The organism is Mycobacterium timonense, assembly GCF_025821985.1.
GTDB classification, from domain to species: Bacteria; Actinomycetota; Actinomycetes; order Mycobacteriales; family Mycobacteriaceae; genus Mycobacterium; species Mycobacterium avium.
The window spans coordinates 142922-165950 of the sequence record NZ_JACKSY010000065.1; the positions used below are offsets into that span (position 1 = coordinate 142922).

Here is a 23029-nt window from a genome sequence, read left to right on the forward strand (position 1 = left end):
GTGTCGATCGAGCAGATCCTTGATCTCGAGCAACTCGAGGTCAACATCTACCGCGGGGGCGTCTTCAGCCCGGATTCCGGATATTTCCAGCGCACCTTCGGCGGCCATGTGGCCGGCCAGTCGCTGGTGTCGGCGGTGCGCACGGTCGACCCGCGCTACCAGGTGCACTCGCTGCACGGGTACTTCCTGCGGCCCGGGGACGCCAAGGAGCGCACGGTGTTCATCGTGGAGCGCACCCGCGACGGCGGCTCGTTTGCCACCCGGCGGGTCAACGCCATTCAGCATGGCGAGATCATCTTCTCCATGGGCGCGTCGTTCCAGACCGACCAGGAGGGCATCCACCACCAGGACGCCATGCCGGCCGCGCCGCCCCCGGACGGCCTGCCCGGCCTGGACTCGATCAAGGTGTTCGACGACGCCGGGTTCAAGCAGTTCGAGGAGTGGGACGTCTGCATCGTGCCGCGGGAGAAGCTGCAGCTGACCCCGGGCAAGGCGTCCCAGCAGCAGGTGTGGTTCCGCCACCGCGACCCGTTGCCCGACGACCCGGTGCTGCACATTTGCGCGCTGGCCTACATGAGCGACCTGACGCTGCTGGGCTCGGCGCAGGTGACCCACCTCGATGTGCGCGAGCACCTGCAGGTGGCGTCGCTGGACCACGCCATGTGGTTCATGCGGGCGTTCCGCGCCGACGAGTGGCTGCTCTACGACCAGTCCTCGCCGTCGGCCAACGGCGGCCGCTCGCTGTGCCAGGGCAAGATCTTCACCCAGTCCGGCGAGATGGTGGCCGCGGTCATGCAGGAGGGGCTGACCCGCTTCCAGCGGGGATATCGGCAGTGAGCGCCCCGCGGATCGGGGTGCTGGCGCTGCAGGGCGACACCCGCGAGCATCTGGCCGCGCTGCGCGAGGCCGGGGCCGAGTCGATGCCGGTGCGCCGGCGCGGCGAGCTCGAGGCGGTCGACGGGCTGGTCATCCCCGGCGGGGAATCGACCACCATGAGCCACCTGCTCAAAGACCTCGACCTGCTGGAGCCGCTGCGGGGGCTGCTGGCCGACGGGCTGCCCGCCTACGGCGCCTGCGCCGGGATGATCCTGCTGGCCAGCGAGATCCTGGACGCCGGCGCCGGCGGGCGGGAGGCGCTGCCGCTGCGGGCGATCGATATGACGGTGCGCCGCAATGCTTTTGGACGCCAGGTCGACTCGTTCGAGGGTGACATCGCGTTCGCGGGACTGGACGGGCCGGTGCGGGCGGTGTTCATCCGCGCGCCCTGGGTGGAGCGCGCCGGCGACGGCGTCGAGGTGCTGGCCCGCGCCGCCGGTCACGTCGTCGCGGTGCGCCAGGGCGCCAGGCTGGCCACGGCGTTTCACCCCGAGATGACCGGCGACCGGCGCATCCACCGGCTGTTCGTCGACCTGGTCACCGGGGTGGTCTGAGCGCCGGCCGTCACGCTGGCGTGACGCTCGGCGACGACGGTCACGCTGGCGTGACGCTCGGCGCTTTCGGCGCCCACGTAGACTCGTCTGGCGACTTTCGACGAGATAGAAGAGGTACGACACACCGATGAGCGGCCATTCCAAGTGGGCCACCACCAAGCACAAGAAGGCCGTCATCGACGCCCGCCGCGGCAAGATGTTCGCCCGGCTGATCAAGAACATCGAGGTCGCGGCCCGCGTCGGTGGCGGTGATCCGGCGGGCAACCCGACGCTCTACGACGCGATCCAGAAGGCGAAGAAGAGCTCGGTGCCCAACGAGAACATCGAGCGGGCCCGCAAGCGCGGCGCCGGCGAGGAGGCCGGCGGCGCCGACTGGCAGACCATCACCTACGAGGGGTATGCGCCCAACGGCGTGGCGGTGCTGATCGAGTGCCTGACCGACAACCGCAACCGCGCCGCCAGCGAGGTGCGGGTGGCGATGACCCGCAACGGCGGCACCATGGCCGACCCCGGCTCGGTGTCCTACCTGTTCTCCCGCAAGGGCGTCGTCACCTGTGAGAAGAACGGCCTGACCGAGGACGACATCCTGGCGGCCGTGCTGGATGCCGGCGCCGAAGAGGTCGAGGACCTCGGCGATAGCTTCGAAATCATCTGCGAGCCAACCGATCTCGTCGCGGTGCGGACGGCGCTGCAGGACGCGGGCATCGACTACGACTCCGCCGAGGCGGGATTCCAGCCTTCGGTGACGGTGCCGCTGGACGCCGACGGCGCGCAGAAGGTGATGCGGCTGGTCGACGCGCTCGAGGACAGCGACGACGTCCAGGACGTGTGGACCAACGCCGACATTCCCGACGAGATCCTGGCCCAGATCGAGGAGTGACGCAGGCCGATCAGTCGTAGCCGTGCCGCATGTCGCCGACGATGCGCGGATTGTCCAGCGTCGAGGGTTCCAGCGGGCGCGGCCCGACGTCGCCGGAGAACACCACCGCGGCCTGCAGCACCCGCTGATCGAGGAAGCGCAGCGGCGGCGCGTCGGGCGGCACCTTGGGCGCGGGCGGGGTGTCGCCGCGCTGGGCCAGCACGAAGCCCCAGTCGCCGAACGTGGGCACATGCACGTGATAGGGCGTGACGGCGTAGCCGGCCGCCCGGATGGTCGACACCGTGCGCCAGTACGCCGTCGGGGTGGAGAACGGGCTGCCCGCCTGCACCACCAGCAGCCCGCCGGGCGCCAGCGCGTGGGCGGCCAGCGCGTAGAACTCGGTGGAGTACAGCCGCCCCAGCACCGGGGTGTCGGGGTCGGGCAGGTCGACGATGACCGCGTCGAACCGATCCGGGTTCGGCCCGCGCAGCCAGGCCATCGCGTCCCCGGTCAGCACCCGCACCCGCGGGTTGTCCAGCGAACCGCCGTTGGCGGCGCGCAGCGTGGTGCGGGCGATCTCGATGACGGCGGGGTCGAGTTCGACCTGCACGATCCTGGAAATGCCGGGCTGGCGCAGTAATTCGCGCGCGGCCAGGCCGTCGCCGCCGCCGAGCACCAGCACCGACCGGGCGCCGTTGCCGAGTGCGGGGTAGACCAGGCTCTCGGTGTAGCGGTACTCGTCGCGGGTGGAGAACTGCAGCCCGCCGTCCAGGTACAGCCGGGTGTCGTCACCGCGGCGGGTCACCACGATCTCCTGGTAGGGCGTGTGCCGGTAGGCGATGATCGGGTCGGCGTAAAGCCTTTGCCTGCTGGTGGTTTCGACGTCCGCCGAGCGCAGCAGCAGGGTGGCCAGCAGCGCCAGCGTGGCGGCCAGCGCGCACAGCGCCAGCGCCAGTTGCTGCGCCGAAACCACTTGCCGCAGCAGGAAAATCGCCACCACGGCGGCCGCCGCCAGGTTGATCATGCCGGTGGCGGCCGCGCCCCGGATCATGCCCAGCTGCGGCAGCAGCAGGAACGGCCACACCAGCCCGCCGAGCAACGCGCCGAGGTAGTCGGCGGCGTTGAGGTTGGCCAGCGTGCGGCCGGCGTCGGCGGGCCCGGCCGTCCGTCCGCGCTGCAGCAGCGTCATCAGCAGCGGCACCTCGGCGCCGACCAGGCCACCGATCAGCGCCGTGCTGACCGCCAGCACCCAGGTCGACCCGACCGAGCCGTCCAGGAACGCGAACACCACGTACAGCGCGGCCGCCGACAGCCCGCCCACCACGCCCAGCAGCGCCTCGACCGTGATGAAGCCGAGCGCGGCGTGCGCCAGCAGCGGTTTGGCCAGCAGCGCGCCCACCCCCAGCGCGGCGATGTAGCCGGCCACGATCAGCGAGGTGGCGACGATGCCGCCGCCGTCCAGGCTGGCCGACAGCGTCAGCAGCGCGAGTTCGTAGATGATGCCGCAGGCCGCGCACGCCGCGACGGCGGCCAGCAGCAGCGCCCGCCACCGCCCCGGCGACGGCGGCGCGGCCTCGGGCGCGCTGACCTCGACGGTGCTCATGACACCGCCGCGGCGGTCACTCCTCCCACCGCGAGCAGGATCAGCGCCACCGCGAACGATCCCGGGTGCAGCTGCGGCTCCTCGACGTGCTCGTGGAAGCTGCCCGGGATCAGCAGGTGCATCGCCAGCAGCGCCACCCCGAGCAGGATGACGCCCATCAGCCCGTACACCGCCACCCCGACCAGGCCCTGGCCCAGCTGGCTGTAGCTGTTGGCGATGGCGGTGATGATCACCGCGGTCAGCGCGATGTACATCGCGCCCGCCACGACGACGGCGTTGGGCCGGCGGTCGATGAACACCAGTTGGCGCAGCTTGCCCGGGGTCAGCAGGTCGACCGCGTAGAACCCGACCAGCAGCACGGCCATGCCGACTGCGAAGTACAGGATGGTCGCGACCGCGCCCTTGAGGACGGGATTGAGGTCGACGGTGCCGATCTCGACGGCGAGGTACATGGTTGTCTCCTTTGCGTTGTGGATCCGCTGCTACGGCCGGGCCGTCACTTGGTGCCGCCCGGCCCGCCGGGGGTGCCTCCGGCGCCGCCGGACGGCGACCCGGGGAAGAAGCCCGGGCCGAGGAAGACGAAGGCGCCGTGGCTGTATCCGGCGCTCAGCGGCTCGACGCGAATGCTGCACGGGTAGTTGCCGTCCGGGCCGACGATCACGATGTCGTTGCTGTAGCGCAGGTATTCGGTCTTGTTGTCGTCGGCCCGCGCCGCGGGCTCGGCGTACTCGGACAGCGTGTCGGCCACCTGCTCGGGCGAGCCGGTGCACTGGTAGCGGGTGCCGTTCACGTCGCGGGCGTACTCGTGGTAGTGGCCGGCCACATAGGACGCAATGTTCTTCTGCAGCAAGATGATTCCGGTCACCAGGCACACCACCGCGGCGACGGCCAGGGCGCCGGCGATGACGAACAGGCGGTTGCGGCTCACGGATGCCACCGGCTGGCGGTGCGAACGACGGTCCCGCCGCGGCCGGCGGGGCGGTCGGGATACAGGTGCCAGGTCCGCCAGCGCCAGCCGGCGCCGTCGGGCCGGGCGGCCAGCACGGTCAGCGCGGCGCCGTCGCCGGGGAAGCTGCCGCCCAGCCAGCCGGGCCGGCGCGCGCACCGGTCGCGAAGGTCGTCGGCGAGCCGGCGAAAGCTCGCCGCGTCACGGGCGTCGGTGCGGGAGCGCAGGCGGTAGCCGGGCGCCTCGGCGCGCGCGGGCAGGTCGGCGCCGAAACTGCGTGCGGTGCAAGAGATTTCCTCGGAGAACGCATGCTCGACCGCGACGACGTGCGACGCGCCCAGCACCCCGAGCAACAGCGCGCCGCCGCCGGGATGGTCCAGCCGGTGGCTGACCAGCGGCGCCGGCACCGGCGCGTTGAGCGCCAGGCCCAGCTTCTCCCCGGACACGTCCGCGGGGGTCACGGCGAGCTGATGAAGGGGCACCGGGTTGACCTTCTGCGCGTCAGGCCGAACTCGGTGGCGGCGCGGCATACACGGTGATCTCGCCGGGCGACACCGGCTTGCCCGTCGACACCTCCCACGGCATGTCCGGGGCCCAGCGCTCGAACGACAGCAGCGCCGTCTCGTCGGCGTTGGTGCAGTCGACGAATTCCATCTCGCCGCCGGCCGGCAGCCCGGTGGTGCCCTCGGTGGTGTAGGAGGCGCGGCCGCGCTCGGACTCGTGGAACGTCACGCCGTCGACCACGTAGTTGTCGCCGGGCCGCAGCGACAGGTCCTTGCGGGTCACCCACAGGGCCAATTGCAGCCGCCCGTCGTCTTCTTCGACGCTGAACCACAGCGGCTGGTCGCCGCCTTCCAACAGGTGCTCCCACCACACGAACGGGCCCTCGCGGTAGGTGACCGAGCCGCGCACGATGTAGTCGGTGCCGCCGTAGCTGACGACGGCGCCAGGCCCGAGTTGGCGCGGACCGAACTGCGGCAGCGCGTCCGCGGCGAGCGGATCGGGCCGCCCGGCCGGGCGCGCGGGTTGCTTGGGCCGTCGCAAAGCCACCACGAGCACCACGATCGACGCGATGAACAGCACGATGGCGAGCATGACCAGCAGAGATCCCACGCCAACCCCTCCGTTGCCACCTTGCTCGAGCGAACGTGGGCTAAAGCTAACAGCTTTTCGGTGGCCGCGGCGCCGTAACGTCTCGACCGGGAATCGGCGCCCGCGCCGCGTGTCCTACCCGGGCCGGTCGGCGCCGGCCGCTAGGCTATCGAACAGCTGTTCTACTAGGTGGGAGCGGGTAATGCGGGTGATGGGCGTCGACCCCGGCCTGACCCGGTGCGGGCTGTCGGTGGTGGAAAGCGGGCGCGGTCGCACCGTCGTCGCGCTGGACGTCGACGTGGTGCGCACCCCGTCGGACGCGCCGCTGGCCGAGCGGCTGCTGAGCATCAGCGACGCGGTCGAGCATTGGCTGGCCACCCATCAGCCGGACGTGGTGGCCATCGAGCGGGTGTTCTCCCAGCTGAATGTGACGACCGTGATGGGCACCGCCCAGGCCGGCGGCGTGGTGGCGCTGGCGGCGGCCAAACGCGGCATCGGCGTGCACTTCCACACCCCCAGCGAGGTCAAGGCCGCGGTGACCGGCAACGGCGCCGCCAACAAGGCCCAAGTCACCGCCATGGTCACCAGAATCCTTGCGCTGCAAGCCAAACCGACACCCGCAGACGCCGCCGACGCGCTGGCGCTGGCCATCTGCCACTGCTGGCGGGCGCCGATGATCGCCCGGATGGCGCGGGCCGAGGCGCTGGCGGCCCAGCAGCGGCAGAAATACAAGGACAAGGTGGACGCGACGCTGAGGGCCGCGCGATGATCGCCTCGGTGCGCGGCGAGGTGCTCGAGGTGGCGCTCGACCATGCCGTGATCGAGGCCGCCGGTGTCGGCTACCGGGTCAACGCGACGCCCTCGACGCTGTCCACGCTGCGCACCGGGACGCAGGCCCGGCTGATCACCGCGATGATCGTCCGCGAGGATTCGATGACGTTGTACGGCTTCACCGACGCCGAGACCCGCGATTTGTTCCTGACCCTGCTGTCGGTGTCGGGCGTCGGCCCGCGGCTGGCGATGGCGACGCTGGCCGTGCACGACGCCGGCGCGCTGCGCCAGGCCCTGCACGACGGCGACGTCGCCGCGCTGACCCGGGTGCCCGGGATCGGCAAGCGCGGCGCCGAGCGGATGGTGCTGGAGCTGCGCGACAAGATCGGCGCGGCCGGGGCCGCGGGCGCCCCGGCGGGCGCGGCCCGCAACGGCCACGCGGTGCGCGGCCCGGTGGTCGAGGCGCTGGTCGGCCTCGGCTTCGCCGCCAAGCAGGCCGAGGAGGCCACCGACAAGGTGCTGGCCGCCGAGCCCGAGGCCGGCACCTCCGGCGCGCTGCGCGCCGCCCTGTCGTTGCTGGGGAAGTCCCGATGACCGCCACCGCCGACGACGATGCAGAGCGAAGCGATGAGGAGGAGCGGCGCAGATGACCGCCCATGACGCCGACTGGTCGGACCGCGACGTCTCGGGCGCCCTGGTACCCGGCGAAGGCGACATCGACGTCAGCCTGCGACCCCGCTCGCTGCGCGAATTCATCGGCCAGCCGCGGGTGCGCGAACAGCTGCAGCTGGTCATCGAGGGCGCCAAGAACCGCGGCGGCACCCCCGATCACATCCTTCTGTCCGGCCCGCCGGGGCTGGGCAAGACGTCGCTGGCCATGATCATCGCCGCCGAGCTGGGCTCGTCGCTGCGGGTGACGTCCGGCCCGGCGCTGGAACGCGCGGGCGACCTGGCGGCCATGCTGTCCAACCTGGTCGAGCACGACGTGCTGTTCATCGACGAGATCCACCGCATCGCCCGGCCGGCCGAGGAGATGCTCTACCTGGCGATGGAGGACTTCCGGGTCGACGTGGTGGTCGGCAAGGGCCCGGGGGCGACGTCGATCCCGCTGGAGGTGGCGCCGTTCACCCTGGTCGGCGCCACCACCCGGTCCGGCGCGCTGACCGGCCCGCTGCGGGACCGGTTCGGCTTCACCGCGCACATGGACTTCTACGAGCCGGCCGAGCTGCAGCAGGTGCTGGCCCGCTCGGCCGGCATCCTGGGCATCGAGCTGGGCGCCGAGGCGGCCGAGGAGATCGCCCGGCGCTCGCGCGGCACACCGCGGATCGCCAACCGGCTGCTGCGCCGGGTCCGCGACTTCGCCGAGGTGCGCGCCGACGGGGTGATCACCCGTGACGTCGCCAAGGCCGCGCTGGCCGTCTACGACGTCGACGAACTCGGCCTGGACCGGCTGGACCGCGCCGTGCTCACCGCGCTGACCCGCAGCTTCGGCGGCGGCCCGGTCGGGGTGTCGACGCTGGCGGTGGCGGTGGGCGAGGAGGCCGCCACGGTCGAGGAGGTGTGCGAACCGTTCCTGGTCCGCGCCGGCATGGTGGCCCGCACGCCGCGCGGCCGGGTGGCCACCGCCCAGGCCTGGACACACTTGGGCATGGTCCCCCCGGCCGGGGCCGCCGGGCTGGGTCAACCCGGTCTGTTCGACTAACCGGCTCGACCACCCGGCGGTGTTACTGCCCCTCCACATCTTTGTGATGGAATCGTTGGCCTGGACCTCGCCGCGCGCCCGGGCCGCCGTCGGCGCCACCGCCGGCGGGGACCGAGACCACCGCGGCGCCCGGCTTCCACCAACCCGTTCCCCTGCCGCCGTCGGCGCCTCGGGAACCGACGCAATCCTCTTGGGGCACAAGGCCATTGGTGTGTGCGCCGGTGTCGGGTCGAGGGCCGCGGCGGCGGTGCCGCCGGTGGGTCTGCGCGGAGCGGGGCGCGGGCCGTACCGTCCCCGGGCGGCTGCGGGCGGCCCCGACGAGGGCCGCGGGTCGCCGGACTTCACCAGTAACAGCAGCCTCACCAGCCTCAATGGCCACCGGGGGCGGTGGCTTTGACCCCGCCGCGTGGGTTACTAGTGGAAACCGCCGGGTACCCATGTCCAGCCGGAAATACGCCGGTATTCAACGAGGGGATGTCATGAAATACGCAGAGGACGGCCACACCCGCGGGCTGAGCATGCCGCGCTCGCGCGGCGCGGTCAGCGGACTGCTCCTGGTGATCCTGGGAGCTTGGGGGGCGTTAATACCGTTTGTGGGTCCACACTTCAATTTCGCCTACACGCCGGACAGAGACTGGGCCTGGAGCTCGGCCCGCGGCTGGCTGGAGGTGGCGCCGGGCGCGGCCACCGCGCTGGGTGGGCTGTTGCTGATCGTCGCCGGCAACCGGGTCGCGGCGATGCTGGGCGGCTGGCTGGCCGTGCTGGCCGGCGCTTGGTTCGTGGTGGGCGGTCAGCTCGCCCCGCTGCTGGGCATCGGCTCGGCCGGTGACCCGATCGCCGCGACCGAGCGCAAGCGCGCGCTGCTCGAGGTCACCTATTTCTCGGGCCTGGGCGCGCTGATCATCTTCGTGGGCGGCGTCGTGCTGGCCCGCGCCAGCGCGCGCCTGGCCCGTGACGTGCAGCCACTGGCGTCCGACGCCCCGGCGGCGCCGGCCGTTGAGCCGTACCGGGATCCGGCCTACGACCCGGCCGACGTCTCCTCGGGGGCGCTGACCAAACCGCGGACCTCGGCCGACCCCGAGCCGAAGCGGGGATGGCGCAAGAACCGCGCCGGCGGCAACGCCGCGTACCTGCGCTGGCCGCACCCGCAGCAGTAGTTATCCGTCGATCAACGCCAATCGCCCAGTCCCGCAACGGGACTGGGCGATTGCGTTCTTGACCGTCAGAGCAGCCCGAGCAGCTGCAGGTCGGTGATGTACTTGACGATGACCGGCGGCGACACGTGCGGAATGTCTTTGTCGGGGCCGATTTTCGCCTCCTGCACCGCTGCCCGGAACACGTCGGTGGGAGCTATCGACCCGTTGATCGGCTTCTCCGGCGTGCGGTAGTTGTGCAGCAGCGGCAGCAGCGAGTACTGGCGCTGCCGGTCCGGCAGGGCCCGCAGCGAGGTCTCGAACCGCCGCAGCCATTCGGAGTAGTCGGCGATCCGCTCGATCGAATAGCCGGCGTCCACCAGCCAATCGACGTACTCGTCCAGACCGATGCCGTCGTCGTAGGGGTTCATCACGTGGTAGGTCTGGAAGCCGGTGTCGCTGTCGGTGATCTGCGAACCCAGCGTCGAGATCGCCGCGGCGATGAACTCGACCGGCAGGCCGTCGTAGTGCGCCCGCTGCCGGTTGCCGTCGGCATCGAGCTCGTAGAACGAGCCGGGCGCGATCCCGGTGGCCACCAGGCTCAGCATCAGCCGGGTGAACATGTCCGGCAGGTTGAGCTGCCCGGCATACGTGGTGTCGGCCAGGATCATGTCGCAGCGGAACACCGCGACGGGCAGCCCGCACAGGTCGTGCGCCTCGCGCAGCAGCACCTCGCCGGCCCACTTGCTGTTGCCGTAGCCGTTGGCGTAGCCGTCGTTGATCGCCCGGGTGGCGCTCATCTGCCGGATGTCGGCGTTCTCGACGAACTTGCCCGGCTCGACCTGGTCGCCCACGCCGATGGTGGACACGTAGGTGTACGGCTTTTGCTTGGACGTCAGCGCCAGCCGGATCAGCTCCGCGGTGCCCAGCGCGTTGGGCCCGAACAGCTCGCTGTACGGCAACACGTGGTTGACCAGCGCGGCGGGGTCGACGATCACGTCGACCGTGTCGGCCAGTCGTTGCCAAACGTCTTGGCCCAGGCCCAGATTGGCCTCGCCCTTGTCGCCGGCGATGACCTCCAGGTGATCGGCGGCCAGCTGCTGGTAGTGCGCGAGCAGCTTCGGGTCGCCGCTGTCGAAGGTCTTGTCCAGCCGGGCGCGTGCCTCCTCGTCGGAGCGGGCCCGGACCAGGGCGATGACCTTGCCGTCCACCATGTCCATCCGCTCCAGCCATTCCAGGGCCAGGTAGCGGCCCAGGAAGCCGGTGGCGCCGGTCAGCAGCACGGTGCGCACCTCGGTGGCCGGCTTGGGCAGGTTCGGCGCGGCGGCCAGCGTCTCGGCGTCGAGGAACTTGTCCAGCGTCAGGTCGGCGGCGCGCACCACGGTCGCGTCCCGGCCGTGCACCGAGGCGAACGTCGGGCGCTTGCTGCCCTGCCGCTCGGCCTCGATGTAGCTCGCGATGGCCGCCAGGTCGTTGGCCGGGCTGACGATGACGCCCACCGGCACGTCGACGTCGAAGATCTCGCGCAGCAGGTTGCCGAATGTCAACGCCGACAACGAGTCTCCGCCCAGATCGGTGAAGTGGGCGTCGGGGGACAGGTCGGAGGCGGCCGAACCCAGCATGGCGCCCGCGGCGCGGCTCACGGTCTGCAGCACCGGCGCCTGGGCACCGTTGCGGCGCAGCTCGGCCAGCTCGTTGGCCTGTCCGGCGGCCAGGTCGGCGTACATCTGCTCCAGCCGTTCCCCGTAGTGCTGCTTCAGTTTCGGCCACGCCAGCTTCCGGATCCCGGTCAGCAGACCGTTTTCCAGGTTGAACGGGGTGGTCTCGATGATGAAGTCGCGCGGCACCTCGTAGGACTGCAGGCCGGCCTCCTTGGCGACCTGCTGCAGCGAGTCGGCGATCTTGGGCTTGAGCGTCTCGGGGTCATCCGAGGCCAGCGCCTCCTCGGTGGGCACCACGACCGCCAGCAGGTAGGGCTGGGCGCTGTTGCCGTAGACGTAGATCTGGCGGATCAGCGGGCTGTTGCCGAACACCGCCTCCAGCTTGGCCAGCGTGACGAATTCGCCCTGCGCCAGCTTGAGCACGTTGTTGCGGCGGTCGACGTAGACCAGCCGGTCGGGGGCGATCTCGGCGAACACGTCGCCGGTGCGGTAGTAGCCGTCCTCGTCGAAGACGCCCGCGGTGGTTTCGGCCCGCTTGTAGTAGCCCGGGAACATGTTCTCGGTGCGCAGCAGCAGCTCGCCGCGCGGATGCGGCCGGTCGGTGCTGAAGTAGCCCAGGTCCGGCACGTCGACCAGCTTGTAGTCGATCACCGGCGGGCGCTGAATCTCCCCGTCGAACAACACCATTCCGGCCTCGGTGGAGCCGTAGCCGTCCATCAGGTGCATTTCGAGCAGCGACTCGACCCAGTTGCGCAGCTCCGGCGAGATGGGCGCCGAGCCCGTCATCGCGAAGGTGAACCGCCCGCCGAGCAGGTACTGGCGCTGCTCGGCCAGCACCTCGGCCTCGACGCCGCGACGTTCGCCGGCGTCCCCGGCCTCGGAGAGCCGCCGCTCGACCTGACGCTGGAATTCGCCGTACAGCGTCTCCCAGATCCGCGGGACGAAGTTGAGCTCGGTGGGCCGCACCAGCTCGAGGTCCTCGAGCAGGGTGGACAGGTCGCTGCGGGCGGCGAAGTAGGCGGTGCCGCCGTTGCCCAGCGTGCCGTAGAGGATGCTTCGGCCCATCACGTGGCTCATCGGCATGAAGTTCAGGGTGATCGACGCGGCGCTCTCGCCGAACCAGTTCTTGCTGCCGCGGCGCCACATCTTGCCGACGTTGCTCTGCGGGTACATCGCGCCCTTGGGGGCGCCGGTTGACCCGGAGGTGTAGATCAGCAGGGCCAGCGAGTCCTCGTCGGCGGGCGGCTCCGCGACGGCGGGCAGGTCCTTGCCGCGCTCCAGCAGCTCGGCCAGCGTCTGGACGGCCACGCCGGTGCCGGACAGCCGCGCCGCGGCGTCCTGGACGGCCTCGCGCTGGTCGTCGACCTGCGGGTGGTAGTCGAACACCACAAGCCGGGTGGGCGCCTGCTCGGCGCCGGTGATCAGCTGCACCGCGTCGGACAGCTGGTTCACGCTGGACGCGATCAGGGTGGGCTCGGTCTCGGCCACGATCGGCTGCAGCGAGCTGATTGCCGCGCTGGTCTGCAGCGGCACCGAGACGGCGCCGATGGCGCCCAGCGCCATGTCGATGGTGGCGTAGTCGACGCTGTTGAAGCCCAGCACGCACACCCGGTCGCCGGGGTGCACCGCGTCGTCGGACAGGGCGCGGCCCAGCGCCGAAACACGCTGCGCCACTTCGCCGTACGTGATGGTCTCGAACCGGGGGAGCAGCTGCGCCGACGTGCGCCCGGTCTTGGCGTCCGTGACGAACTCCACCACGCGCTGTCCCAGCGCCGGCCGGTCGGCGTAGCCGTCGAGCACGGTCCGGATGATCTGCGGCAGCCGCAGCCCGGGCTGTTCGAGGGCGGCGGTGATCGCCGGGTCGGGTTGGGCGGCGGCGAATTGCGGGTCGGTGGCGATGAGTTCGTGGACGCGACGGTCGAGTCGTTCGTCATGGGTGGCAGTCGACATAACAGATCCCTTGCGAATGAAAAATAACGAGTCAAATGAGCGCTGTCGGCATTGACATGGCGCTGATGTATAGAACGTTAGCTAAAGTAACGGTATTCCACCATGACCCGGCCGCCGTGGTGTCTGTGAGATTGCGCACCCGAGCCGGAGACCCGACGGGGTTTACAGGTCGGCCAACAACCCGCCGAGAATGTCGATGCCCTCGGCGAGCAGCTCGTCGCTGATGGTCAGCGGCGGCAGCAGCCGGATGATGTTGCCGAACATGCCGCAGGTGAGCACGATGACGCCGGCCGCGTGCGCGGCGACGGACAGCCGCTGGGTCAGGTCCTTGTCCGGCTCGGCGGTGCCGGACTTCACCAGTTCGATGGCGATCATGGCGCCCCGACCGCGGACGTCGCCGATCCGGTCGTCGCGGGCCTGCAGGCGCAGCAGCGGTTCGGTGATCAGGCGTTCCAGCTGCCGGGCCCGTTCGATCAGGCCGTCGCTCTCGATCGTCTCGATGGTGGCCAGCGCCGCCGCGCACGCCAGCGGGTTGCCGCCGAAGGTGCCGCCCAGGCCCCCGACGTGCGGGGCGTCCATGATCTGGGCGCGGCCGGTGACCGCCGACAGCGGCAGCCCGTCGGCGATGGCCTTGGCGGTGCAGATCAGGTCGGGCTCGATGCCCTCGTGCTCGCAGGCGAACATGGCGCCGGACCGCGCGAACCCGGTCTGCACCTCGTCGGCGATGAACAGCACGTCGTTGCGGCGGCACCAGTCCAGCAGGGTGGGCAGGAATCCCTCGGCGGGAACGATGAACCCGCCCTCGCCCTGGATCGGTTCGATGATCACCGCGGCCAGGCTGTCGGCGCCGATCTGGCCGTCGATGATGTTGATGGCCCGCGCGGCGGCCTTCTCCCCGTCGGTGGCCAGTTCCTTGTCGAGCAGCCCGTCCCGGTAGGGGTAGGACAGCGGCGCCCGGTAGATCTCCGGCGCGAACGGGCCGAAGCCGCCCTTGTAGGGCATCGACTTCGCGGTCAGCGCCATCGCCAGGTTGGTGCGGCCGTGGTAGGCGTGGTCGAAGGCCACCACGGCCGGCTTACGGGTGTAGGCGCGGGCGACCTTGACGGCGTTCTCGACGGCCTCGGCGCCGGAGTTGAACAGCACCGAGCGCTTTTCACCGGCCCCGGGGGTGATCCGGTTCAGCGTTTCGGCGACGGCGACGTAGGACTCGTACGGCGTCACCATGAAGCAGGTGTGGGTGAACTCGGCCACCTGGGCGCGCACCGCGTCGACCACCCGGGGCGCCGAGTTGCCGATGGTGGTCACGGCGATCCCGGAGCCGAGGTCGATGAGCCGGTTGCCGTCGACGTCCTCGACGATGCCGCCGCCGGCGCGGGCGACGAACACCGGCACCGACACGTTCACCGCGTGCGACACCGCGGCCGCGCGGCGTTTGCTCAGTTCCAGCGACGCCGGGCCGGGGATCTCGGTGACCAGCCGGCGAGTCTGCACGAGCCTGGCCACCAGTTGCTCCTCCCCGCGGCGCGCGTGTCACGTCGCGTCCAAAGCCTATCGAGCTTGGCGCCGGCGGGCACCGCGGCCGCGCGCGACCCGCGGCCTGCCAGACTGAACGGGCACACTCGACCCCCGATTGCCCCGAGAATCCCGACGAAAGACAGGCGTGTCCATGGAGAGTCTGATCCTGTTCCTGCCGTTCCTGCTCATCATGGGCGGGTTCATGTACTTCGCGTCACGCCGGCAGCGGCGCGCCATGCAGGCCACCATCGAGCTGCACGAGTCGTTGCGGCCGGGGGACCGGGTGCACACCACGTCCGGGCTGCAGGCCACCGTCGTCGGGCTCACCGACGACACCGTCGACCTGGAGATCGCGCCGGGTGTGGTGACCACCTGGATGAAGCTGGCGATCCGCGACCGGATCCTGCCCGACGACGAGGACGACCTGGTCGACGGCGACGATTCCGCCGGCGAGGGCTCGGTCAGCAAGGATTCCTGACGGCCATCCCGCGCCGAATGCCGCGCCGGCGGACCGCTCGCGCAACCGTCGGGCCGCGGCCACGTAGTCTTTTCTAGGCTCTGTCCGGGGCAAGGAACCGATTCTCGAGGAGATTGAAGGAACGTGGCATCGTCGTCCGTGCCGGTGCACCCCGCCCGCTACCTCTCGGTCTTCTTGCTGCTGCTCGTGGGCGTCTACCTGCTGGTGTTCCTCACCGGGGACAAGCGGGCCGCGCCCAAGCTCGGCATCGATCTGCAGGGCGGCACCCGCGTCACGCTGACCGCGCGCACGCCCGACGGGTCGGCGCCCAGCCGTGAGGCGCTGGCCCAGGCGCAGCAGATCATCAGCGCCCGGGTCAACGGGCTGGGCGTGTCGGGTTCGGAGGTGGTGGTCGACGGCGACAACCTGATCATCACGGTCCCCGGCAACGACGGCAACGAGGCCCGCAACCTGGGCCAGACCGCCCGCCTCTACATCCGCCCGGTGCTCAACTCGATGCCGGCGCAAAGCGGCGAGCCCAAGCCCGCGCCGCGCCAGCCCGGGCAACCTGCGCCCGGCCAGCCCGCACCGGGCCAGCCCGCGCCCGCGCCGGGGCAGCCGGCCCCCGGCCAGCCCGTACCCGCGCCCGCCCAGCCCGCGCCCGCCCAGCCGGGCGCCGCACCCGCTCAGCCGCGGCCCTACCCGCAGGACCCGCCGCCGTCGCCCAGCCCGGCGCCCGCTCCGGCCCCGGCGCCCGGCCCGGCCCCGGCGCCCGCTCCGGCCCCGGCTCCAGGGGAGGCGCCGCCCGGCGAGCAACCCGCCCCGCCGGATCCGCGCAAGGACCTCGCCGAGCGCATCGCCGAGGAGAAGAAGTGGCGGCAGAGCACCCGTCAGGGCATCCAGTTCCTGGCCCTGCAATTCCAGGCCACTCGCTGCGACAAGGACGACATCCTGGCCGGCAACGACGACCCCGCCCAGCCGTTGATCACCTGCTCGACCGACCACAAGGTGGCCTACCTGCTCGGCCCGTCGATCATCAGCGGCGACCAGATCAAGGACGCCAGCGCGAGCCAGAACCAGCGCGGCATCGGCTTCGTCGTCGACCTGCAGTTCAAACCCGCCGCCGCCAACACCTGGGCGGACTTCACCGCCGCCCACATCGGCACCCAGACCGCGTTCACCCTGGACTCCCAGGTCGTCAGCGCCCCGATGATCCAGGAAGCGATCCCGGGCGGGCGCACCCAGATCAGCGGCGGCGACCCGCCCTTCACCGCGGCCACCGCCAAGCAGCTGGCCAACGTCCTCAAGTACGGGTCGTTGCCACTGTCCTTCCAGTCATCGGAGGCCCAAACCGTCTCGGCCACACTGGGATTGACCTCGCTGCGCGCCGGGCTGATCGCCGGTGCCATCGGCCTGCTGCTGGTGTTGCTGTATTCGCTGCTGTACTACCGGGTGCTGGGCCTGCTCACCGCGCTGTCGTTGGCCGCTTCGGGCGCAATGGTTTTCGCGATCCTGATCCTGCTGGGCAGGTACATCAACTACACGCTGGACCTGGCCGGCATCGCCGGTCTGATCATCGGCATCGGCACCACCGCCGACTCCTTCGTGGTCTTCTTCGAGCGCATCAAGGACGAGATCCGCGAAGGCCGCACCTTCCGCTCGGCGGTGCCCCGCGGTTGGACGCGGGCGCGTAAGACGATCGTCTCGGGCAACGCGGTCACCTTCCTGGCCGCGGCCGTGCTGTACTTCCTGGCCATCGGCCAGGTGAAGGGCTTCGCGTTCACGCTGGGCCTCACCACGATCCTGGACCTGGTGGTGGTGTTCCTGGTGACCTGGCCGCTGGTATACCTGGCGTCCAAGTCGCCGACGCTGGCCAAGCCGGCCTACAACGGCCTGGGCGCTGTTCAGCAGGTCGCCCGCGAACGCCGGGCGGCGGCGCACGTGAGCACGGGACAGGGATAGCGATGACTTCCTCCAAGGCCTCCAAAGCCGCCAAGGGCGCGACCGAGATCACCGAAACCTCTTCGGGCGCTTCGGAATTGACCGACAGCGACGCCGCCGCGGCCGGGCTGCCGCGGCACAGCTTCCTGTCCCGCCTCTACACCGGCACCGGCGCGTTCGAGGTGGTCGGGCGGCGCCGGCTGTGGTTCGGCATCAGCGGCGCGATCGTCGCGGTCGCGATCCTGTCCATCGCGCTGCGCGGCTTCACCTTCGGCATCGACTTCAACGGCGGCACCACGGTGTCGATGCCCGCCGCCGGGACGCACGGCACGGTGCACACCGCGCAGGTGCAGGAGGTGTTCCGCAAGACCCTCGGCACCGACCCGGAGTCGGTGGTCGTGGTCGGCAACGGCGCCGCGGCCACCGTGCAGATCCGCTCCGAGACGCTGACCAACGACCAGACCACCAAGCTGCGCAACGCGCTGTTCGACGCGTTCGGACCCAAGGGCGCCGACGGCAAGCCCAGCAAGCAGGCCATCAGCGACTCGGCGGTCTCGGAGACCTGGGGCGACCAGATCACCGACAAGGCGCTGATCGCGCTGGTGGTGTTCCTGGCGCTGGTCGGGCTCTACATCACCGTCCGCTACGAGCGGTACATGACGCTGGCCGCCATCGCGGCGATGTTCTTCGACCTGACCGTGACGGCCGGCGTGTACTCGCTGGTGGGCTTCGAGGTCACCCCGGCCACCGTCATCGGCCTGCTGACGATCCTGGGCTTCTCGCTCTACGACACCGTCATCGTGTTCGACAAGGTCGAGGAGAACACCCGCGACTTCCAGCACACCAACCGGCGCACCTTCGCCGAGCAGGCCAACCTGGCGATCAACCAGACGTTCATGCGCTCCATCAACACCAGCCTGATCGGCGTGCTGCCGGTGCTGGCGCTGATGGTGGTGGCGGTCTGGCTGCTGGGCGTCGGCACGCTGAAGGACCTGGCGCTGGTGCAGCTGGTCGGCATCCTGGTGGGCACCTACTCGTCGATCTTCGTCGCCACCCCGCTGCTGGTCACGCTGCGCGAGCGCACCGAGCTGGTGCGCACCCACACCCGCCGGGTGCTCAAGCGGCGCGCCGGCGGCGCGCGGGCGAGCGCCGAGAGCACCGCCGACGACGCCGCCGAGACTCCCGCCGGGTCCGGGGACGAGGCCACCGAGGCCGAGCGGGAGTCGCGGTCGTCCCGGCCCGCGCCGAGCAAGCCGGCGCCGGGCGCCCGCCCGGTGCGGCCCACCGGCGCCCGGCGTCCGACCGGCAAGCGGAACATCGGCCGGCGGTAGACACGTGGCCATCCGCATCGGCCGTCGCGGCCTGACGGGGTGGGTGGGCATCGGTGTGGCCGTGCTGGTCGTCGCGGGCGTCACCCTGGCCGGCTGCGCGGGCAGCGCCGCGGCCGAGATCGACTACGTCGTCGACGGGCCGCTGAGCAGCTACAACCCCAACACCGTCGTCGGCGCCGCCTCGGCCGGAGCGCAGGCGTTCGCCCGCACCCTCGTCGGGTTCAGCTATCACGGCCCCGACGGGCAAACCGTCCCCGACCGCGACTTCGGCACCGTCTCGGTGGTCGGCGGCACCCCGCTGGTGCTCGACTACCAGATCGCCGACAACGCCGTCTACTCCGACGGCAAGCCGGTGACCTGCGACGACATCGTGCTGGCCTGGGCCGCCCAGTCCGGCCGGTACCCGGAGTTCAACGCCGCCACCCAGGCCGGCTACCTCGACATCGCCAACGTCGAATGCATGCCCGGGCAGAAGAAGGCCCGGGTGTCCTTCGTCCCCGACCGCGGCATCGTCGACTACAACCAGCTGTTCACCGCGACCACGCTGATGCCGTCGCACGTCATCGCCGACCAGCTCAACGTCGACGTCACCGCGGCCCTGCTCAGCCACAACGCGCCGCTGGTGGCGCAGATCGCCAGGCTGTGGAACACCATCTGGGACCTCAAACCCGGGCTGAAGGGTGAGGAGATCGTCAAGCACTTCCCGTCGTCGGGGCCCTACAAGCTGCAGGCCGTCCTGGACGGCGGCGCGGTGGTGCTGGTCGCCAACGACCGGTGGTGGGGCCCCAAGGCCATCACCAAGCGGATCACCGTGTGGCCGCAGGGCCCCGACATCCAGGACCGGGTCAACAACCGCAGCGTCGACGTGGTCGACGTGGCCGCCGGCTCCTCGGGTACGCTGGCCACGCCGGACAACTACGACCGCTCCGACGCCCCCTCCGACGGCATCGAGCAGCTGATCTTCGCCCCGCAGGGGCCGCTGTCGGCGCCCAAGGCCCGCCGCGCGTTCGCGCTGTGCACCCCCCGCGACGTGCTGGCCAAGGACGCCGGGACGCCGATCGCCAACTCCCGCCTGGACCCGGCCGTCGACGACGCCGTCTCCGCGGGCGACGGCGCCGCCGAGGCCGCCCCGTTCGGCAAGGCCGACCCGGTCGCCGCCCGCGAGGCGCTGGGCGGCGCGCCGCTCGCGGTGCGCATCGGCTACCAGGGGCCCAACGCCCGGCTCGCGGTCAACGTCGGCGTCATCACCAAGGCCTGCGCCCCGGCCGGCATCACCGTCTCCGGGGTCACCCTGGACAGCGCGGGCCCGCAGGCGCTGCGGGACGGCAAGATCGACGCGCTGCTGGCCAGCACCGGCGGGGCGACCGGCAGCGGGTCGAGCGGGTCGTCGGCGATGGACGCCTACGCCCTGCACACCGGCAACGGCAACAACCTGTCCGGCTACTCCAATCCGCAGGTGGACAACGCGATCGGGGCGCTGGCGGTGTCGGCCGACCCCGCCGAGCGGGTCCGGCTGCTGGCCGAGACCGCCCCGGTGCTGTGGGGCGACCTGCCCACGCTGCCGCTGTACCGGCAGCAGCGCACCCTGCTGATCTCCAAGAAGATGTACGCGGTGAGCAAGAACCCCACCCGGTGGGGCGCGGGGTGGAACATGGACCGATGGGCCCTGGTGCAGTGAGGTCGGCATGACGGACGCCGGCGAAGCGACGCCGGTCGCGGAGCTCGTCGCGTCGCTGACCCGGCAGGTGCCCGATTTCCCCAAGCCCGGCATCCAGTTCAAGGACCTCACCCCGCTGTTCGCCGACGCGACGGCGATGACCGCCGTCACCGGCGCGCTGGCCCGGCACGCGTCCGGCGCCGACCTGGTGGCCGGCATCGACTCGCGCGGGTTCCTGGTCGCGGCGGCCGTGGCCGACCGGCTGCACACCGGGGTGCTGGCCATCCGCAAGGGCGGCAAACTGCCGCCGCCGGTGCACGCCGAGCGCTACGACCTGGAATACGGCAGCGCCACCCTGGAGATCCCCGCCGACGGCATCGACCTGCGTGGGCGGCGCATCGTGATCATCGACGACGTGCTGGCCACCGGCGGTACCCTGGCCGCGGCGGCCCGGCTGCTGCGGCGCACCGGCGCCACCGTGACCGCGGCGGCGGTGGTGTTCGAACTCGGTGCGCTGGGCGGGCGGGCGGCGCTGGCGCCGTTGCCGGTGCACAGCCTGACTTGCCAGTAGCCCCGCGACATCGGAGATATCCTCGAATTCGGAGGTGAGCATCGTGGCGGAGGAAAACAGCGCGGCGCAAGCGCTTGACGCGCCGGCGGAGTCGCCGCCCAACCCGGTGATCGAGACTCCCGAGCCGCCGACCGAATCGCTCAAGACGTCCAGCAGCGCGTCGCGCCGGGTCCGCGCCCGGCTGGCCCGGCGGATGACCGCCCAGCGCAGCACGCTCAACCCGGTGCTGGAGCCGCTGGTGGCGATGCACCGCGAGATCTACCCCAAGGCCAACGTGCAGCTGCTGCAGCGCGCCTTCGAGGTCGCCGACCAGCGGCACGCCAGCCAGTTGCGCCACTCCGGCGACCCCTACATCACCCATCCGCTGGCCGTCGCCACCATCCTGGCCGAATTGGGCATGGACACCACCACTTTGGTGGCCGCGCTGTTGCACGACACCGTCGAGGACACCGGCTACACCCTGGCCCAGCTGTCCGAGGAATTCGGCGAAGAGGTCGGTCATCTGGTCGACGGGGTGACCAAGCTGGACCGGGTGGTGCTGGGCAGCGCCGCCGAGGGCGAGACCATCCGCAAGATGATCACCGCGATGGCCCGCGACCCGCGGGTGCTGGTGATCAAGGTCGCCGACCGGCTGCACAACATGCGCACCATGCGGTTCCTGCCGCCGGAGAAGCAGGCCCGCAAGGCCCGCGAGACGCTGGAAGTCATTGCGCCCCTTGCCCATCGGCTGGGTATGGCCAGTGTCAAGTGGGAGTTGGAGGACCTATCGTTCGCCATCCTGCATCCCAAGAAGTACGACGAGATCGTCCGGCTGGTCGCCGGCCGGGCCCCGTCGCGGGACACCTACCTGGCCAAGGTGCGGGCCGAGATCATCAACACGCTGAACGCGTCGAAGATCAAGGCGACGGTGGAGGGCCGGCCCAAGCACTACTGGTCGATCTACCAGAAGATGATCGTCAAGGGCCGCGACTTCGACGACATCCACGACCTGGTCGGCATCCGCATCCTGTGCGACGAGATCCGGGACTGCTATGCCGCTGTGGGCGTGGTGCATTCACTGTGGCAGCCGATGGCCGGGCGGTTCAAGGACTACATCGCCCAGCCGCGCTACGGCGTCTATCAGTCGCTGCACACCACCGTCGTCGGGCCGGAGGGCAAGCCGCTGGAGGTGCAGATCCGCACCCGCGACATGCACCGCACCGCCGAGTACGGCATCGCCGCGCACTGGCGCTACAAGGAAGCCAAGGGCCGCAACGGCGTTCCGCACCCGCACGCCGCCGCCGAGATTGACGACATGGCCTGGATGCGCCAGCTGCTCGACTGGCAGCGGGAAGCCGCCGACCCGGGCGAATTCCTCGAGTCGCTGCGCTATGACCTTGCGGTACAAGAGATCTTCGTGTTCACCCCCAAGGGCGACGTGATCACCCTGCCCACCGGGTCGACGCCGATCGACTTCGCCTACGCCGTGCACACCGAAGTCGGGCACCGCTGCATCGGCGCCCGGGTCAACGGCCGGCTGGTGGCGCTGGAACGCAAGCTGGAAAACGGGGAAGTCGTCGAGGTTTTCACCTCCAAGGCGGCCAACGCCGGCCCGTCGCGGGACTGGCAGCAGTTCGTGGTGTCACCGCGGGCCAAGGCCAAGATCCGGCAGTGGTTCGCCAAGGAGCGGCGCGAGGAGGCCCTGGAGGCCGGCAAGGACGCGATGGCCCGCGAGGTGCGCCGCGGCGGACTTCCGTTGCAGCGCTTGGTCAATGCCGAATCCATGAGCGCGGTGGCCCGCGAACTGCACTACGCCGACGTGTCGGCCCTCTACACCGCGATCGGTGAGGGGCATGTGTCGGCCCGGCACGTGGTGCAGCGGCTGCTGGCCGAGCTCGGCGGCATCGACCAGGCCGAGGAGGACCTCGCCGAGCGGTCCACCCCGACCACCATGCTGCGCCGCCCGCGCAGCAGCGACGACGTCGGCGTGTCGGTGCCCGGTGCCCCGGGCGTGCTGACCAAGCTGGCCAAATGCTGCACGCCGGTGCCTGGGGACCAGATCATGGGGTTCGTCACCCGCGGCGGCGGGGTGAGCGTGCACCGCACCGACTGCACCAACGCCGCCTCGCTGCAGCAGCAGTCCGAGCGCATCATCGAGGTGCACTGGGCGCCGTCGCCGTCGTCGGTGTTCCTGGTGGCCATTCAGGTCGAGGCGCTCGACCGGCACCGGCTGTTGTCCGACGTCACCCGGGTGCTGGCCGACGAGAAGGTCAACATCCTGTCCGCGTCGGTCACCACCTCCGGTGACCGGGTTGCCATCAGCCGCTTCACCTTTGAGATGGGCGACCCCAAGCACCTCGGCCACCTGCTCAACGTGGTGCGCAACGTCGAAGGCGTCTACGACGTCTACCGGGTGACCTCCGCCGCCTGA

Annotated in this window: 20 protein-coding genes; 13 read left to right on the forward strand and 7 right to left on the reverse strand. The window is 70.9% G+C overall.

The genetic code is table 11. The annotated features are described in order from the left end of the window. The 3 genes from tesB (at window position 1) to H7I87_RS16465 (ending at window position 2310) form a co-directional block, all read left to right on the forward strand. Window positions 1–837, forward strand: a complete 837-nt coding sequence (gene tesB, locus H7I87_RS16455) for an acyl-CoA thioesterase II (protein ID WP_003875361.1) — start codon at window positions 1–3, stop codon at window positions 835–837. Further along, window positions 834–1430, forward strand: a complete 597-nt coding sequence (pdxT, locus tag H7I87_RS16460; protein WP_009977791.1) for a pyridoxal 5'-phosphate synthase glutaminase subunit PdxT — start codon at window positions 834–836, stop codon at window positions 1428–1430. Before tesB ends, pdxT begins: the two co-directional genes overlap by 4 nt. Window positions 1431–1557: 127 nt before the next feature. Beyond that, window positions 1558–2310 (forward strand): YebC/PmpR family DNA-binding transcriptional regulator, encoded by a 753-nt coding sequence (locus H7I87_RS16465; protein WP_009977789.1) that lies wholly within the window; start codon window positions 1558–1560, stop codon window positions 2308–2310. Between the two features lie 10 nt (window positions 2311–2320). On the opposite strand, the gene H7I87_RS16470 is transcribed toward H7I87_RS16465, so the two are convergent. From H7I87_RS16470 to H7I87_RS16490, 5 genes are read right to left on the reverse strand one after another with little or no spacing between them, the layout of a single operon-like run. Continuing rightward, entirely contained in the window at window positions 2321–3892 is a 1572-nt protein-coding gene (locus H7I87_RS16470) for a polyamine aminopropyltransferase (RefSeq protein WP_063967142.1), read from the reverse strand. Next, on the reverse strand, window positions 3889–4344 hold the full coding sequence (locus H7I87_RS16475) for a DUF350 domain-containing protein (protein WP_023871238.1): 456 nt from the start codon (window positions 4342–4344) through the stop codon (window positions 3889–3891). The genes H7I87_RS16470 and H7I87_RS16475 overlap by 4 nt, the downstream gene beginning before the upstream one ends. Window positions 4345–4388: 44 nt before the next feature. Further along, window positions 4389–4820 carry a DUF4247 domain-containing protein gene (locus tag H7I87_RS16480; protein ID WP_003872689.1) on the reverse strand — a complete coding sequence of 144 codons (432 nt, stop codon included), beginning with the start codon at window positions 4818–4820 and terminating at the stop codon, window positions 4389–4391. Further along, complete coding sequence (locus H7I87_RS16485; protein ID WP_033712763.1) at window positions 4817–5320, reverse strand: DUF2617 family protein; 504 nt, start codon at window positions 5318–5320, stop codon at window positions 4817–4819. Before H7I87_RS16485 ends, H7I87_RS16480 begins: the two co-directional genes overlap by 4 nt. Window positions 5321–5339: 19 nt before the next feature. Next, window positions 5340–5951, reverse strand: a complete 612-nt coding sequence (locus H7I87_RS16490) for a DUF4178 domain-containing protein (RefSeq protein ID WP_011725491.1) — start codon at window positions 5949–5951, stop codon at window positions 5340–5342. 181 nt (window positions 5952–6132) lie between these two features. On the opposite strand from H7I87_RS16490, the gene ruvC reads away from it, so the two are divergent. The 4 genes from ruvC to H7I87_RS16510 all read left to right on the forward strand — a co-directional run bounded on the left by ruvC (window position 6133) and on the right by H7I87_RS16510 (window position 9560). Further along, the gene (ruvC, locus tag H7I87_RS16495; RefSeq protein ID WP_003877574.1) at window positions 6133–6699 is read left to right on the forward strand and encodes a crossover junction endodeoxyribonuclease RuvC; all 567 of its coding nucleotides are present in this window, start codon (window positions 6133–6135) and stop codon (window positions 6697–6699) included. Then, window positions 6696–7295 carry a Holliday junction branch migration protein RuvA gene (gene ruvA / locus H7I87_RS16500; protein ID WP_003872685.1) on the forward strand — a complete coding sequence of 200 codons (600 nt, stop codon included), beginning with the start codon at window positions 6696–6698 and terminating at the stop codon, window positions 7293–7295. Before ruvC ends, ruvA begins: the two co-directional genes overlap by 4 nt. Before the next feature lie 52 nt (window positions 7296–7347). After that, on the forward strand, window positions 7348–8403 hold the full coding sequence (gene ruvB / locus H7I87_RS16505) for a Holliday junction branch migration DNA helicase RuvB (protein ID WP_003872684.1): 1056 nt from the start codon (window positions 7348–7350) through the stop codon (window positions 8401–8403). 479 nt (window positions 8404–8882) lie between these two features. Further along, the gene (locus tag H7I87_RS16510; RefSeq protein WP_019733000.1) at window positions 8883–9560 is read left to right on the forward strand and encodes a hypothetical protein; all 678 of its coding nucleotides are present in this window, start codon (window positions 8883–8885) and stop codon (window positions 9558–9560) included. A 65-nt stretch (window positions 9561–9625) separates the two neighbouring features. Here H7I87_RS16510 and car read toward each other — a convergent pair whose 3' ends face one another. After that, complete coding sequence (gene car / locus H7I87_RS16515; protein ID WP_019732999.1) at window positions 9626–13147, reverse strand: carboxylic acid reductase; 3522 nt, start codon at window positions 13145–13147, stop codon at window positions 9626–9628. Between the two features lie 162 nt (window positions 13148–13309). Next, window positions 13310–14650 (reverse strand): 4-aminobutyrate--2-oxoglutarate transaminase, encoded by a 1341-nt coding sequence (gabT, locus tag H7I87_RS16520; protein WP_019732998.1) that lies wholly within the window; start codon window positions 14648–14650, stop codon window positions 13310–13312. A gap of 163 nt (window positions 14651–14813) precedes the next feature. On the opposite strand from gabT, the gene yajC reads away from it, so the two are divergent. From yajC to H7I87_RS16550, 6 genes are all read left to right on the forward strand, one after another. After that, window positions 14814–15140, forward strand: coding sequence for a preprotein translocase subunit YajC (gene yajC, locus H7I87_RS16525; RefSeq protein WP_031344283.1), 327 nt, complete (start codon window positions 14814–14816; stop codon window positions 15138–15140). Window positions 15141–15263: 123 nt separating this feature from the next. Further along, entirely contained in the window at window positions 15264–17081 is a 1818-nt protein-coding gene (secD, locus tag H7I87_RS16530) for a protein translocase subunit SecD (protein WP_083071341.1), read from the forward strand. Window positions 17082–17083: 2 nt separating this feature from the next. Further along, a complete protein-coding gene (gene secF / locus H7I87_RS16535; protein WP_023861193.1) occupies window positions 17084–18391 on the forward strand; it encodes a protein translocase subunit SecF in 1308 nt (435 codons plus the stop codon). Between the two features lie 10 nt (window positions 18392–18401). Continuing rightward, the gene (locus tag H7I87_RS16540; protein WP_050483946.1) at window positions 18402–20069 is read left to right on the forward strand and encodes an ABC transporter substrate-binding protein; all 1668 of its coding nucleotides are present in this window, start codon (window positions 18402–18404) and stop codon (window positions 20067–20069) included. A gap of 7 nt (window positions 20070–20076) precedes the next feature. After that, window positions 20077–20619: an adenine phosphoribosyltransferase gene (locus H7I87_RS16545; RefSeq protein ID WP_019733885.1), complete on the forward strand. Its 543-nt coding sequence runs from the start codon at window positions 20077–20079 to the stop codon at window positions 20617–20619. Between the two features lie 43 nt (window positions 20620–20662). Beyond that, complete coding sequence (locus H7I87_RS16550) at window positions 20663–23029, forward strand: RelA/SpoT family protein (RefSeq protein ID WP_009977758.1); 2367 nt, start codon at window positions 20663–20665, stop codon at window positions 23027–23029.